Origin of the sequence: Brachybacterium sp. AOP3-A1-3, assembly GCF_052378285.1 — a bacterium.
Taxonomy (GTDB): domain Bacteria; phylum Actinomycetota; class Actinomycetes; order Actinomycetales; family Dermabacteraceae; genus Brachybacterium.
Window position 1 is genome coordinate 188475 of the sequence record NZ_JBQSXM010000002.1, and the last position, 14171, is coordinate 202645.

Below are 14171 nucleotides of genomic sequence, written 5' to 3' on the forward strand. Positions count from 1 at the left end.
ATGACGCTCTCGAACCCTGTTCCGCCCGGAGAGGGCGGCGGCACCGACGCGGACCTCGCGGTGGAATCGGCGACCGTCGCGGCCACGGCCCGCTCGCCCTGGTACCTCCGACTTCCCGTGGTCAGCCATCTGCGTCGCAGCGTCGGCCTCCAGCGGGGAATGCTCATCACCGGTATCGTGCTCGTCGTCGGCCTGCTGCTGACGGCCCTGTTCGCCCCGTTGCTCGCCCCCTACGGCTTCGCCGCCACCGGGGCCGACGGTGTGAAGTTCGGCGGTCAGCAGCCCCCGTCGGCCCAGCACCTGCTGGGCACCACGGTGACCGGCTTCGACGTGCTCTCCCGCGTGATCTGGGGGACCCGCACCGCGGTCGCCGTGATGGTGTGCGCCGTCATCGCGTCCCTGTTCCTGGGGGTCGCGCTGGGGCTGCTGTCCGGCTACGTGGGCGGCTGGCTGGATCGTGTGCTGGTGATGCTGGCCGACGCGATCTACGCCTTCCCCTCGCTGCTGCTCGCGATCGTCATGTCGATCGTGATCTCCGGCGGCCAGTCCGGCGCCTGGGGCGGCATCATGGCCGCGGCGATCTCCATCACCGTCGTGTTCGTGCCGCAGTACTTCCGGGTGATCCGTGCGGAGGTGGTACGGCTGAAGGCCGAACCGTTCGTCGAGGCCGCCAAGGTCATCGGCACCGGGCACCGCCGCATCATGGGCACCCACCTGCTGCGCAACTCCACCCGCACCCTGCCGCTGATCTTCACCCTCAACTCCTCCGAGGCGATCCTCACCCTGGCCGCCCTCGGCTTCCTGGGCTTCGGCATCGAGCCGACCAGCGCCTCCGAATGGGGCTACGACCTCAACCGGGCCATGAGCGATGCGACCAGCGGGATCTGGTGGACCGGCCTCTTCCCGGGCCTCGCGATCGTGGCCGCCGTGCTCGGCGTGACCCTGGTGGGCGAATCCATCAACGATCTCAACGACCCGCGACTGCGCACCCGCAGGAAGCGCTCGCGCGCGCAGCGGAAGAAGGTGACGGCATGACCGGCATGAACGGCACGCAGAGCACTCCCCGGCTCGAGATCACCGACCTCGACATCCATTTCGCGACCGACGGCGGCGACGTCCACGCGGTCGACGGCGTGAGCGTGAGCGTCGCGCCGGGGGAGATCCTCGCGATCGTCGGCGAGTCAGGCTCCGGCAAGTCCGTGACCGCCCGTTCCATCCTCGGGCTGCTGCCCGAGACCGCGGAGGACTCCGGGGCGATCCTCGTCTCCGGGACCGACGTGGTGGGGCTGAGCGGGAAGCGCCTGCGGGCGCTGCGGGGCGAGGACGTCTCGATGATCTTCCAGGAGCCCTCGAGCGCCATGAACCCGGTGTTCCCCATCTGGTGGCAGCTCGGGGAGGGCCTGAAGGCGCACCGGCCGAAGATCACCCGCAAGGAGATCCGCGCCGAGGCGATCGCGGCGCTCGAGTCGGTGGGGATCCCCGATCCGGCCGAGCGCATCGACCGTTACCCGCACGAGTTCTCCGGCGGCCAGAAGCAGCGCATCATGATCGCCATGGCGCTCGCGCTCGGCGCCGAGCTGATCGTCGCCGACGAGCCCACCACCGCGCTCGACGTGACCGTGCAGGCGGAGATCCTGGAGCTCCTGCGCGATGTGCGCGACCGCTTCGGCACCTCGGTCATCATCATCACGCACAACATGGGCGTGGTCGCCGACCTCGCCGATTCCGTGGCGGTCATGTATCGCGGCTCCATCATCGAACGGGCCGGGGTGAAGGAGCTGTTCGCCAGCCCGCGCGAGGAGTACACCCGCAAGCTGCTGGCCGCGGTCCCGCACCTGGGACGGAACTCCGCCTGGACGGCGCTGAGCCGCGAGCAGCAGCAGGTGATCGAGGACGCCGCCCCCGTGGTGGTCGCGAAGGACCTCGTCATCGAATACCCCGGCAGGCTGGGCCGGGCCCCGTTCCGCGCCGTCAAGGGCGTGGACTTCCAGATCCGCGCCGGTGAGGTGTACGGGCTGGTGGGGGAGTCGGGCTCCGGCAAGACCACCATCGGCCGCACCATCGCGGGTCTCGAACGCGCCACCGGAGGCAGCCTCCAGGTGCTCGGGCACGAGATGAACGGGGTGCGGGAGAAGGACTTCAAGCCCGTGCGCCGGCGCATCGGCTTCGTGTTCCAGGATCCGGCGACCTCGTTCAACCCGCACCTGACGATCGAGGAATGCATCGCCGAGCCGCTGATCGTCCACGAGCCCCGGCAGTCCGCGGAGGACCGTTCCCGGCAGGTGCGGACCCTGCTGGAATCCGTCGAGCTGCCGGCGGCGTACGCGACCCGGTACCCGCACGAGCTCTCCGGAGGCCAGCGCCAGCGCATCTCCCTGGCCCGAGCGCTCGTGCTCGAGCCGGAGCTGCTGATCGCCGACGAGCCGACCAGCGCCCTGGACGTCTCCGTGCAGGCCACCGTGCTCGAGCTGTTCCGGGAGCTGCAGGCCCGCCTGGGCTTCGCAGCGCTGTTCATCAGCCACGACCTGGCTGTGGTCGATTCCCTCGCCCATCGGATCGGCGTGCTTCTGCGCGGCGAGCTGGTCGAGGACGGCCACGGGCCCGATGTGCTGCAGCGCCCGCAGCACGAGTACACCCGCAAACTGATCGCCTCGCTCCCGGTGCCCGACCCCGTGGAGCAGGCGACACGACGCGAGGCGTTCCAGCGCGAGTGGGGCGCCGGCGCGACGGGCTGAGCGTCGCAGCGCGCCGATTCCCGCTACGGTGTCTGGACACATGGCCGGTCACCACACAGGACGCGCAGGAGAGAGCAGGAGAGAGCATGAGCACCGGACCCCGAACCAGTCGTCGTCGCAGGCCCAGGCACGTGCTGCTCGGCCTCGCCATCGTCGGGCTGACCATCCCGCTCGCGGCCTGTGACAGCTGGAGCTCGACCTGCGAGACGGACTCGAGCTGCCATATCGAGATCTCCGGTACGAAGTTCTACGAGCTGCCGCGCCCGCTGGACGCCGGCGAGGGGACCGAGAACAACGGGACGACGGAACGGATACGGCTGGTCGAGGCCACGGAGGGTGGCACGGCGACCCTCCAGGTGGGCGGTGAGGAACCTGTCTGCGCCGCCGGAGAGAGCTTCACGGTCGTAGACACCACCTTCACCTGCACCGAGGTCGGTGACGAGTCGATCGTGCTGGACACGGTGCGGACCGGCTGAGCCGGTCGGGACGGCGGGGACGGTGGGTCCGACGGAGGGACTACGTCCTCCCCCTGCACTCCTCCCCGAGGAGGATCCGGGGTCGACCCGTGCTCCGACGTGCTCGGTGGCCGTGCACGGAAACCTGGAGGCATGACATCGACCTCCTGCCTCCCGGAACCGGACCCCGTCGCCGGGGACCGAACGACGACGGTGCTCGGGACCGTGCCCGCGACCACAGCCGACCCCTCGTTCGGAGCCAGCCCTGACTCGACGCACGAGCCCGGCCCCGCGTCGGATCGGATCGAGGCGCTCGACCTGGTGCGTCTGCTCGCGATCATCGGGATGATGACCGCTCACCTGCTGGCGCCGCTGGCGCTGATGCCCGATGTCGGAGGGATCCAGGGGCCGCTCGCCCGGGTTGCCCACGTGCTCACCGAAGGACCGTCCTCGACGCTCTTCGCCGTGATCGGCGGCTGCAGCCTCGTGCTCGCCACGCGACGCCGGCTGGAGCGCGGTGATCGCCGCGGCGCCGTCGCCTCCGTCATGGTGCGCGGCGCCTGCGTGACCCTGATCGGTCTGCTGCTGGAGCTGCTGCCCTCCTCGGTGATGGTGGTGCTGGTGCCGTTCGGCCTGGCGATGATGATCACGGCGCCCCTGCTGCTGGTGCCCACCCGTCTCCTCGTGCCGCTCATCGCGGTGCTCGCGGTGGGCGGGCGCCCCCTCGCCCAGAGCGTCCCGGGCCCCGTCGAGTTCGGGACCGTGACCCTGCTCAGCCTCGGGGAACCGCTGACGGTGCTGCGTGGGATCGCGCTCACCGGCCAGTACCCGCTGATCACCTGGGTGCCGTACCTGCTGCTCGGGGTGGTGCTCATGCGGTGCCTGCTGCGTGCCCGGCAGAGCGGGCGGGCCCGGCGAGCCGCCGTCCTCGCCGCCGCGAGCGGCGCCGTCGCCGCCGTGATCGGGTACGTCCTGCCGGTGGTGGCAGGTCCTCTCGGCGCCGCGACCCCGGGTGCCTGGTACCAGGCCGCGCCCCACACCGGCACGCTGGGCGACATGCTCGCCACGGGCGGGGTCGCGGTGGTGCTGATCGCCGTCGCGATCGGACTGCTCCCACCGGGTCGGCATCTTGTGGGCCGGCCCGCCCGGATCCTGCGCAGCGCCGGAGCGGCCCCGCTGACGCTGTACGTGATCCACGTGGCGCTCACCAGCGTCGCGCTCATCACCGCGGTGCTGGTGTCGAGCGGGGATCTGACCTCGATGCCCTGGTACGTCGCCGGGCTCGGGATCCTCACGGTGCATCTCGCGCTCGCCGTCGGGCTCGGTGCGGTGCTCGCCGCGCGGGGCGCGCGCGGACCGCTCGAGGCGCTGCTGGCCCGCATCGGCCGACGCCTCGTGCGCTCCTGAGCGAAGTGCGCGACAGGGCTCGTCGCAGCAGGCATGATGGGTTCCGCCTCTGCAGCGCCCACGAAGGGCGCGCACGTCAGGAACCCGAAGGAGGGGATCGTGCGCGGAGACCTGAGCTTCCGCGACGACGGCACGTTCACCGTCGTCCAGTTCAACGACACCCAGGACGGCCACCGCACCGACGTGCGCACGATCGCCCTGCAGGAGGCCGTGCTCGATGACGTGACGCCGGACTTCGTGGTCATCAACGGCGACGTCATCGACGGCTCACCCACCACCGAGCTCGAGGCGAAGCAGGCGATCAACAACGTCGTGCGGCCGATGGAGGACCGCGGCATCGCGTGGGCGATCACCTTCGGCAACCACGACGAGGACTCCACGGCGACGACCGGCCTGGACGAGCAGGGCTACCTGGACTTCGTCGCGCAGTACCCCCACAACGTGAACACCCCCGGCGCGAAGGGGATCACCGGCAGCGGGAACCAGGTGCTCACCGTCGGCTCCTCGAGGGGCAGAGGGCAGGGAGGCAAGGACAAGGCCACAGGGAAGGGCCGCTCCGATGCCTTCGCCCTGTGGCTCCTGGACTCCGGCCGCTATGCGCCCGAGAAGATCGCCGGCCAGGACTTCGAGGGCTACCCGGACTGGGACTGGCTGCGCCCCGACCAGATCCAGTGGTATCTGCGGACCTCGGAGGAGCTCGAGCGGAAGAACTCCGCCGTGGTCCCCGGTCTGGTGTTCCAGCACATCGCCCTGTGGGAGCACCGCTTCATGTGGTTCGCGAGCGTCGACTCGCGCACCGAGGCGGATCACGCCCGCGCCGTGGCGAAGCACTCCCTCGAGGGGGAGCGGAACGAGGACGAGTGCCCCGGCCCGTTCAACTCCGGCATGTTCGCCGCGATGCAGCAGCGCGGCGACGTGAAGGGCCTGTTCGTGGGCCACGACCACATCAACACCTATGTCGGGAACTACTACGGGATCCAGCTCGGCTACGGTCCCGGCACGGGGTTCGGCGCCTACGGCGCGGGTGGAGCCGAGAACCATCGCGTGCGCGGAGCCCGCGTGTTCCATCTCGACGAGAGTGCCGAGGAGGTCTACGCCGGGACCGAGCTGCGCTTCGCCGCGGACTACGGCATCGACCTCGACGCGGCGGCGCAGCCCGGCGAGCCGGCCGAGTTCCCCGATGGGGTGCGCTGAGCCGGCGCCCGGGGCGCAGCCGATGTCGCAGGACTGTCGATGTCTCAGCACTATCGAATCTGCAGCACTGTCGATTCTGCCGATCCCGTTCGACAACAGGGTGAGGACGGCGAGAGACGCCGCCTCGCAAGGAGGATGATCCTGATGGCCCGTTACACCGTGTTCCTGTACCACCCCACCGATCAGGCCACGACCGATCCCGAGGTGCTGGCCTCGCAGATGGCCGAGCACGACGCGCACGGCAAGGAGCTGGTGGACGAGGGCGTGATGATCTTCGGCAGCCCGCTCGAGGACCACGACGCGACCACCTCGATCCGTGCCGACAGCCTCGTGGACGGCCCGTTCGTGGAGGTCAACGAGGTGATCGTCGGCTTCTACGTGATCGAGGTGCCCGATCTGGACGCCGCGATCGCGGTGGCACGGCGCAATCCGATCATCCATCAGGGAGGCGGGGTCGAGGTGCGCCCCATGAGCGCCGAGGAGCAGCCCGGCGTGCACGGGAGCATCCCCGCGTGACGGACCCCGGGGCCGCAGCGGCGGCCGTCGCCACGGCGCACCGTGCCCACTGGAGCACGGTGCTCGCGGCGACGGTCGCGCTGACCCGCGATCTCGACCTCGCCGAGGACAGCGTGCAGGAGGCCTATGCGCAGGCGCTCGAGACCTGGGAGCGCAGCGGTGTCTTCGAGAACCCAGCAGGCTGGCTGACCACAGCGGCCCGTCGTCGTGCGCTCGACGTGATGCGGCGCGCGCAGACCCTGCAGCGCAAGCTGCCCCTGCTGGTGTGGGACGGTGCCGGCGACGGAGTTGAGGACGAGGACGAGGACGGGGACGAGGACGAGCACCCGGGCCACCGACGGATCGAGGACGAGTCCGTTCCCGTCGTGCTCGACGAACGGCTGCGGCTGATCTTCCTCGCCGCCCACCCCGCGCTGGCCCCCACCTCGCGGATCGCCCTGACCCTGCGCCTCGTGGGTGGGCTCAGCACCGAGCAGATCGCCGCCGCGTTCCTCGTGCAGACCTCGACGATGGCGGCCCGGCTGACCCGGGCGAAGAAGCGCATCCGCCTCAGTCGCATCCCGTGCCGCGTGCCGCCCGCCGAGGAGCTCGACTCCCGGCTGGTCGACGTGCTGGACGTGCTCTCGGTGCTGCTGGCCACGGGAGCCGGCTCGGGCGGAGCGGCCCCGGGCCCGGCCCCGGAGGGCTCCGGGTCGCGGGCCGCTGTGCTCGACACCGTGGTGCACACGCTCGAGGTGCTGGTGGACCTGCTGCCGGGACGCACGGAACCGCGCGGCCTGCTCGCCCAGGCCCTGCTGCTGCGGGCACGCGCCTCCACCCGCACCGGCGCACGCGGCCGTCCGATCGCCCTGGCGGAGCAGGATCGTGCGCAGTGGGATCGCGAGCTGATCGATCGTGCGGACCGTCTCGTGGTCGGCGCGCTCGCCCAGGGCGGGCGCGGCCCCTATCTGCTCCAGGGTGCGATCGCGGCGTGCGTCGCCGTGCCCGAGCGGCACGAGGACATCGACTGGCGCGAGGTGGTCGAGCTCTACGACGCCCTGCTGGTCCACTGGCCCACAGCGATCGTGCAGCTCGCGCGGGTGGTCGCGATCTCGGAGGCCGACGGTGCGGCCGCGGCCCTCGCAGACCTCGAGCCGCTCGCGGAGGAGCTCGATGCGCACCGTCCGTTCCATGTCATCCGCGGTGAGCTGCTCAGCCGCCTGGGCGAGCACGACAGGGCCGTCCCGGCCTTCCGCGCGGCGCTGGAGCGCCCGGGCGGCGAGGGGGAGTCGGACCTGCTGCGCGAGCTGCTCCGGACGAGCTGAGCAGGAGCGGCCTCACGGTCAGCGGCGATCGAACCGCGGCTCGGCACCCTCGAGGATCCGGGCGACGACGGGGACATCGGCGTCGGCCCAGTCCCTGGTCGCCAGCTGATCACGGGTGACCCACTCGAGCCGATCGTGGTCGGTGCTGGCGAGCGGGCCGTCGTGGTCCAGGCGGGTCCAATAGCAGTCGAGATGGAGGTCGCGGTCACCGGCGTCGGCCTCCCCGCGGCCGAGCAGCCATCCCACCGTGACCTCGACGCCGAGCTCTTCGCGGAGCTCGCGGATCAGGGCCTGCTGCGGGGACTCGCCCGGTTCGATCTTGCCGCCGGGGAACTCCCAGCGACCGCCGGCGCTCTTCCCGGGGCGGCGCCGGGCGGCGAGGAACCGGTCGTCGCGCACGATCACCGCGCCGACCACCCGCAGGGGTGCCGGGTCCTCGGGCTCCTCCTCGTCGTCGGCGAAGCCCACGTCGTGAGCCCACCAGGAGTGCCCGCAGCCACCGCACTCACGATCCGGGCCGAGGCCCGTGCAGCCCGCCCAGACCACCCAGGACGGGGACGACTCCATGGCCCCGGGCACGGGCATGCCGATGACGCGGTGGAGCACCTGGCCGCCGCCGCAGCGTGGGCAGGTGCCGCGCTGCCAGCGATGCTCGCGGAATTCCGCGGGAACGGCGTCGTCGGAGGGTTCGAGGGTCATGCGCTCAGTGTGCCGCAGGGGTACGACGGACGGAGCGGGGAACAGCGGAGCGGACCAGCACGAGGTGCTGGTCCGCTCCGAGGTCGTTCCGTCCCGCTCCGGATCAGCTCCAGGTGACGGGATGCTCGGGATCTGCCATGTCCACGGAGGGGGTGCCGAGACCGCCGCCCATCCACATCTCGCAGGTGCCCTTCTTGCCGTCCTTCTCGCAGTCCATCGTCGTGTCGATGCTGCCGATGTACTCGCCCTCGACGAAGGTGGGTTCGTCGTAGCTGGGCGTCGCCGTCATCTTGTCGATGGTGCGCTGGCTGTCCTCGGGGAGGGACCGCTTCACCGTGCCGTCGGTGAGCGTGTAGCCGTCATCGGTCGTGGCCGGCAGCTCGCCGATGCCGCAGCCGGCCTTCAGGGTGTCCTGCGCGATGCAGGCATCGACCGACTTCTGCACCGCGGCGCGGAAGGTGGCCAGGCCGTCGTCGGTCAGCGTCGCCTCGGGCCACTCGACGTCGGTGTCGTAGTCGGTGTACACCATCGGATCCGTGACCGAGGGGGCGAAGCCCTCCACCCCGAAGGCGATCTCATAGGACCCCGGCAGCATCGCGAGGCTGACATCCGTGGGCAGCTCCTCGCCGTTGATCGTGGCACCGAGCCCGGCCAGGGAATCCGGTGTGTAGGTGGACCACATGGGGGAATCCAGCTCGAAGACCTCGTCGGAGTCGTAGTCGCTCACGGTGAAGTCGTAGGTGGTCGCCTCGCCGCCCACCGTGAACGACACCGGCACGGTGCCGTCGATGCCCTCGGGCTCCATCGCGGGGGCCTCCACGACGACGTCGGCGATCGGTGCGGCCGCGAGTGCCGCGTCATAGGCCGCCGCGGGCAGCACCTCGTCGCTCCCGCTCGGATCGGCCGCGAGCTCGAAAGCTGCGGCGGAGTCCCCGGCGACCAGGGCATCCATGTAGTCGGTGACCAGGGTCGTGGCCTGTTCCTCCGGCGTCGCGGCCTTGTCCCCGCCGCCGCCGCCCGTGGTGTCGCCGCCGCCACCGTTGCGCACGGCGAAGAAGATGATCAGGGCGATCACCACGATCACCGCGACGATCAGGAAGAGCGCGCCCGCGATGATGCCGATGATCAGGCCGGTGCGCTTCTTCTTCGGCGGCGGAGGGGGCGGCATCGGGGACGACGGCGGGGTGGACATCGGGCCGCCGTACTGGGGCATGGGGGAGGCGGGGGGCTGGGACACGGGGGAGCTCCTGGAACTTCGCTGACGGAAGTGCTCAGGATATCCGCATCGGGTTCTGGTACCGGTAACGATGCCGGATCGAGACCGCCGTGTGTCGGACGATCTACACGCCGAGGGCCTCCAGCACGGCATCGCCGTACTCCGCGAGCTTCTTCGCCCCCACCCCGCTGATGCCGGCGAGGGCACCGGTCGACTCCGGCCGGGACTGGACGATCGCGACCAGCGTGGCATCGGAGAACACCATGTACGGAGGGATCTGCTTCTCCTTCGCCACCGAGGTGCGCCAGGTGCGCAGGGCCTCGAAGCGCTCGCGCTCGGCGATCTCCAGCCCCTCGGCGGCGCGGGATCCGCCCCCGCCACCGCTGCGCGACGATCGCGAGCGCGTGGCCTTCGCCGGGCTGCGGTCCACGGCGAGCTCGACGGTGACCTCGCTGCGCAGCACCGGACCGGCATGGGACCCGGGGACGAGCACTCCGTAGTCGCCCTCGGCATCGACGATGCCGCGTGCCATCAGCTGACGCATCACCGAGCGCCATTCCTTCTCGCTCAGCTCCGCCCCGATGCCCCAGACGCTCAGCTCCTCGTGCCGGGACTGGCGGGAACGGTCGTTCTCCCGCCCCAGCAGCACCTCGATGATCTGACCGGAACCGAACTTCTGGCCGCGTTCGCGATCCAGCCGGATCAGGGCCGAGAGCAGCTTCTGCGCGGGCACGGTCGCGTCCCAGGTCTGCGGCGGGCTCAGGCAGATGTCGCAGTTGCCGCACGCCTCGGAGTCCTGCCCGAAGTAGCGCAGCAGCTGCACGCGCCGGCAGGAGACCGTCTCGCACAGGGCGAGCATCGCGTCCAGATGCGATCGGGCGTTGCGCTTGAAGGTCTCGTCGCCCTCGCCGGAGTCGATGAACTTGCGCTGGCTGACCATGTCCCCCAGGCCGTAGGCCATCCACGCGGTGGATGGCTGACCGTCGCGCCCCGCACGGCCGGTCTCCTGGTAGTAGCCCTCGATCGACTTGGGCAGGTCCAGGTGCGCCACGAAGCGCACATCGGGCTTGTCGATGCCCATGCCGAAGGCGATGGTCGCCACGATGATCAGGCCCTCGGCGCGCAGGAACCGCTCCTGGTGGTCCTGGCGCACACGGGCGTCGAGCCCCGCGTGGTACGGGAGGGCCGGGATCCCGCGCTCGGAGAGCCAGGCCGCCGTCGTCTCGACGCTCTTGCGCGAGAGGCAGTACACGATGCCGGACTCGCCCTCGTGCTCCGCGGTGATCAGCTTCAGCAGCTGCTCGCGCGGGGAGGCCTTGGGCTCGATCCGGTACTGGATGTTGGGGCGGTCGAAGCTGGAGACGAAGTGCTTCGCGTCCTCCATCCGCAGACGCTCGGTGAGCTCACGGTGGGTGGCCTCGGTGGCGGTCGCGGTCAGCGCGATCCGCGGGACGCCCGGGAAGGCGTCGGCCAGCACCGACAGCCCCATGTAGTCGGGGCGGAAGTCGTGGCCCCACTGGGAGACGCAGTGCGCCTCGTCGATCGCGACGAGGGAGAGCCGGGCTCGCTGCAGCAGGTCGATGGTGCGCGGGAGTACAAGACGCTCCGGCGCCATGTAGAGCAGATCGAGCTCGCCGGCCAGCAGCTGCTGCTCGACGGCCTGGGCCTCGTGCCGCTCGAGCGTGGAGTTGAGGTAGGCCGCACGAATTCCGACGGCCTCGAGCGCGGCGACCTGATCGGACATGAGCGCGATCAGCGGGGAGACGACCACGCCCGTGCCGCTGCGCAGCAGCGCGGGGATCTGATAGCACAGCGACTTGCCGCCGCCGGTGGGCATCAGCACCACGGCGTCCCCGCCGCCGGCGACCTGCTCGATGATCTCGGCCTGCTCGCCGCGGAACGAGTCGTACCCGAAGACGGTCGAGAGGACCTGGAGTGCGGCATCCGTCTGCTCGGCATCGCCCTCGCGGAGGGCGGAGATCGGGTCGGCGGTGCGCGGAGAATCCATGGTGGCCACTGTATTCGTCGGCAGGGACGGGTGGGGACCGGGCGGGATCGGTGTGGACGGCGGGCGTGTGAGCGGCCGGCGGCCGGCGACCGGTGGTCAGCTGTCGGAGGACACCGGGACCCGGTCGCCGGAGACGTTCCCGGTCTCGTGCTCGTCGTCCCCGTGCGGGTGCTCGGCATCTTCGACGGTGGCTTCGGTGAGCGCCGAGGCCGCGATGGCGGCCCCGTCGCCGGTGCCCACCACCGAGGACTCGTCCACGGAGCGGTCGATGCTGGTCGACAGGGCCTTCTCCCTCACGAACAGCATGACCACGACGACAGCCAGGGCGACCGGGATCAGCCACTGCACGATCGGCAGCAGCGCCTCGTTGTACGAGGTGATGATCGGGATGCGGAACGCATCGGGCATATCGGCGACGGCGGACGGGGTCAGCCCGTTCACGTCGAGCGCCCCGCCGGGGGCACCGGACGGCTGGTCGACCGCGGAGAGGTTCTCGGTGAGCAGGGTCGCCAGGCGGGAGGCGAACACCGCGCCCACGATCGCCGAGCCGATCGTGGCGCCGACCTGCTTGAAGTAGTTGAAGGAGGCGGTGGCGGTGCCGAGGATCCGCACCGGGAACGCATCCTGCACGATCAGCATCAGGATCTGCTGGCCGAGCCCCAGGCCGATGCCGAAGATGCCGATGTACGTGCACATCACGACATTGCTGGTCTCGAGGGTCATGGTGGAGATCAGATAGAGCGCGACGGCCATGATCGCCGAGCCGATGAGGGGGAAGATCTTGTAGCGGCCGGTGCGGGTGACCAGCTGGCCGGAGACGATCGACGAGATCAGCAGGCCGCCCATCATCGGGATCATGAGCAGGCCCGCCACGGTGGCGTCCACCCCGGCGACCATCTGGATGTAGGTGGGCATGTAGCTGAGCACACCGAACATCGCGACGCCGGTGAGCAGGCCCGCCAGGGTGGCTAGCACGAAGCTGCGGTTCTTGAAGAGGTCCAGCGGGATGACGGGCTGCGAGGCCGTGGCCTCGACCCGGACGAAGAGGGTTCCGAGCACGAGTGCGGCGGCGAGGAGCCCGATGATCTGCGGGGAGAGCCACGCGTACTGGCTTCCGCCCCAGGTGCACACGAGCACGACGGCGACGGTCGCGGCGGCGATGAGCATCATGCCGAGGTAGTCGATCTTCGGTCGCTGAGTACGGATCGGCGCGGGCAGGTGCAGGAACAGGACGATCGCGACGATCGCGAGCACGCCGAGGGGGAGGTTCAGCCAGAACGCCCAGCGCCAGCCCGGGCCCTCGGTGAGCCAGCCGCCCACCAGGGGACCGGCGACGGAGGAGACGGCGAACACCGCGCCCATGACGCCCATGTACTTGCCGCGCTCCCGCGCCGGGACCACTTCCGCGATCGCGGACTGCGAGAGGATCATCAGCCCGCCGCCGCCGAGGCCCTGGATGATGCGGGCGATGATCAGCAGCGCCATGCTGTTGCCCAGCCCGCCGACGACGGAGCCGATCATGAACAGCAGCACCGCAGCGATCAGCACGGGCTTGCGGCCGAACAGGTCGCTGACGCGCCCGTAGACGGGCATCATCACGGTCGACGCGAGGATGTATCCGGTGATGACCCAGGTCATCTGCTCGACGCCGCCGAGCTGGCCCACGATCGTGGGCAGGGCGGTGGAGAGGATCGTCTGCGAGAGGGAGGCCATCAGCATGGTCACCATGAGGCCGACGAAGAGCAGGACGATCGTCTTGGTCGAGGGGGTCGACTCCTCGGTGGGGGAGTGCGGCCGCGCGTGGGTGTCAGCGCGAGTGGACATCAGGCTTCTTTCAGGAGTGAGCGGAAGACGGAGATCGAGTGGTCGAAGGCGGAGAGGTTCTCCTCCTCGAGGATTCGCGGATCGCTCTCGTAGGCGAAACGCATGATGGATGCGGCCATCAGGACCAGTGCGCGGGCTCTGTCGAGGGGGCCCTCGACGTGCCCGCTCAGCAGGGAGTCCTGCTCGGTGAGCTGATCGAGGACGAGTTCCTGGATCTCCTGCGCCTGACGCTTGAGACGGTGGTTGAACTCGGGGAAGCGGTCCACGAGCTCCCGGCGCCGGGCGTAGCCGCCCTCGGTCATGCGCGAGGCGCGGGCCGTGGCGACGAGCAGGTGCACGGCACGGCGCAGGTCATCGGTGTCCGTGCTGTCCTCGAAGGAGGACTCGAGGACCTCGTCGGGGACGCGCGGCGGGACCAGCCCGAGGATCGCGTCCTCCTTGCTGGCGAAGTAGTTGAAGAACGTCCGGCGGGAGACTCCGGCACGATCGGCGATCGCATCGACCGTCGCCGCGGCGAGGCCGGCCGCCTCAGCCAGTTCGGAAGCGGCCAGGTGGAGACCGCGGAGCGTCTCGAGACGCTGCCGCTGGCGAAGACCGGACTCAACTGTTTGCACCAGTGCAGTTTTGCACTCATGCAACTTCACTTCAAGAGGGTTCCCGCGCCTCGTGCCTCACAGGTGGGGCGGGCCGGAGCGTCGGGGCAGGCGTCGGAGTCGTTCTTCCCGAACTCCGCTCGTCGCCCCGCCCGGCCCAGTAGCCTCGGCGGGGAGGAGCGATGTCGGTCCCGCAGCGGCCGTGCGCCTGCCGTGTCCA

The 14171-nt window shown here is 70.4% G+C and carries 12 protein-coding genes; 7 read left to right on the forward strand and 5 right to left on the reverse strand.

The genetic code is table 11. The features are described from left to right. From ACT3T5_RS03660 to ACT3T5_RS03690, 7 genes are all read left to right on the forward strand, one after another. Window positions 1–1035 carry an ABC transporter permease gene (locus tag ACT3T5_RS03660; protein ID WP_444577579.1) on the forward strand — a complete coding sequence of 345 codons (1035 nt, stop codon included), beginning with the start codon at window positions 1–3 and terminating at the stop codon, window positions 1033–1035. Further along, a complete protein-coding gene (locus ACT3T5_RS03665; RefSeq protein WP_444577577.1) occupies window positions 1032–2735 on the forward strand; it encodes an ABC transporter ATP-binding protein in 1704 nt (567 codons plus the stop codon). Before ACT3T5_RS03660 ends, ACT3T5_RS03665 begins: the two co-directional genes overlap by 4 nt. Before the next feature lie 86 nt (window positions 2736–2821). Then, on the forward strand, window positions 2822–3211 hold the full coding sequence (locus ACT3T5_RS03670; RefSeq protein ID WP_444577575.1) for a hypothetical protein: 390 nt from the start codon (window positions 2822–2824) through the stop codon (window positions 3209–3211). A gap of 132 nt (window positions 3212–3343) precedes the next feature. After that, window positions 3344–4597, forward strand: a complete 1254-nt coding sequence (locus ACT3T5_RS03675) for a heparan-alpha-glucosaminide N-acetyltransferase domain-containing protein (protein WP_444577574.1) — start codon at window positions 3344–3346, stop codon at window positions 4595–4597. Window positions 4598–4696: 99 nt separating this feature from the next. Further along, window positions 4697–5791 carry a metallophosphoesterase family protein gene (locus ACT3T5_RS03680; protein WP_444577572.1) on the forward strand — a complete coding sequence of 365 codons (1095 nt, stop codon included), beginning with the start codon at window positions 4697–4699 and terminating at the stop codon, window positions 5789–5791. Window positions 5792–5935: 144 nt separating this feature from the next. Next, the gene (locus tag ACT3T5_RS03685) at window positions 5936–6307 is read left to right on the forward strand and encodes a YciI family protein (protein WP_444577571.1); all 372 of its coding nucleotides are present in this window, start codon (window positions 5936–5938) and stop codon (window positions 6305–6307) included. Then, on the forward strand, window positions 6304–7611 hold the full coding sequence (locus ACT3T5_RS03690) for an RNA polymerase sigma factor (RefSeq protein WP_444577569.1): 1308 nt from the start codon (window positions 6304–6306) through the stop codon (window positions 7609–7611). Before ACT3T5_RS03685 ends, ACT3T5_RS03690 begins: the two co-directional genes overlap by 4 nt. Window positions 7612–7629: 18 nt before the next feature. Here ACT3T5_RS03690 and ACT3T5_RS03695 read toward each other — a convergent pair whose 3' ends face one another. The 5 genes from ACT3T5_RS03695 to ACT3T5_RS03715 all read right to left on the reverse strand — a co-directional run bounded on the left by ACT3T5_RS03695 (window position 7630) and on the right by ACT3T5_RS03715 (window position 13972). Continuing rightward, window positions 7630–8310: an NUDIX domain-containing protein gene (locus ACT3T5_RS03695; RefSeq protein ID WP_444593644.1), complete on the reverse strand. Its 681-nt coding sequence runs from the start codon at window positions 8308–8310 to the stop codon at window positions 7630–7632. A gap of 103 nt (window positions 8311–8413) precedes the next feature. Then, a complete protein-coding gene (locus ACT3T5_RS03700) occupies window positions 8414–9547 on the reverse strand; it encodes a hypothetical protein (RefSeq protein ID WP_444577566.1) in 1134 nt (377 codons plus the stop codon). A gap of 103 nt (window positions 9548–9650) precedes the next feature. Beyond that, window positions 9651–11534, reverse strand: coding sequence for a DNA helicase RecQ (gene recQ / locus ACT3T5_RS03705; protein WP_444577564.1), 1884 nt, complete (start codon window positions 11532–11534; stop codon window positions 9651–9653). 96 nt (window positions 11535–11630) lie between these two features. After that, window positions 11631–13358: an MDR family MFS transporter gene (locus ACT3T5_RS03710; protein ID WP_444593645.1), complete on the reverse strand. Its 1728-nt coding sequence runs from the start codon at window positions 13356–13358 to the stop codon at window positions 11631–11633. Further along, window positions 13358–13972, reverse strand: coding sequence for a TetR/AcrR family transcriptional regulator (locus tag ACT3T5_RS03715; protein WP_444577561.1), 615 nt, complete (start codon window positions 13970–13972; stop codon window positions 13358–13360). Before ACT3T5_RS03715 ends, ACT3T5_RS03710 begins: the two co-directional genes overlap by 1 nt. Between the last annotated feature and the right edge of the window lie 199 nt (window positions 13973–14171).

What these genes read in the sequence shown, in the direction of transcription:
- ACT3T5_RS03660 (WP_444577579.1), top strand. Translation starts at nt 1, where the DNA reads ATGACGCTCTCGAACCCTGTTCCGCCCGGAGAGGGCGGCGGCACCGAC.
- ACT3T5_RS03665 (WP_444577577.1), top strand. Translation starts at nt 1,032, where the DNA reads ATGACCGGCATGAACGGCACGCAGAGCACTCCCCGGCTCGAGATCACC.
- ACT3T5_RS03670 (WP_444577575.1), top strand. Translation starts at nt 2,822, where the DNA reads ATGAGCACCGGACCCCGAACCAGTCGTCGTCGCAGGCCCAGGCACGTG.
- ACT3T5_RS03675 (WP_444577574.1), top strand. Translation starts at nt 3,344, where the DNA reads ATGACATCGACCTCCTGCCTCCCGGAACCGGACCCCGTCGCCGGGGAC.
- ACT3T5_RS03685 (WP_444577571.1), top strand. Translation starts at nt 5,936, where the DNA reads ATGGCCCGTTACACCGTGTTCCTGTACCACCCCACCGATCAGGCCACG.
- ACT3T5_RS03695 (WP_444593644.1), bottom strand. Translation starts at nt 8,310, where the DNA reads ATGACCCTCGAACCCTCCGACGACGCCGTTCCCGCGGAATTCCGCGAG.
- recQ (WP_444577564.1), bottom strand. Translation starts at nt 11,534, where the DNA reads ATGGATTCTCCGCGCACCGCCGACCCGATCTCCGCCCTCCGCGAGGGC.
- ACT3T5_RS03710 (WP_444593645.1), bottom strand. Translation starts at nt 13,358, where the DNA reads ATGTCCACTCGCGCTGACACCCACGCGCGGCCGCACTCCCCCACCGAG.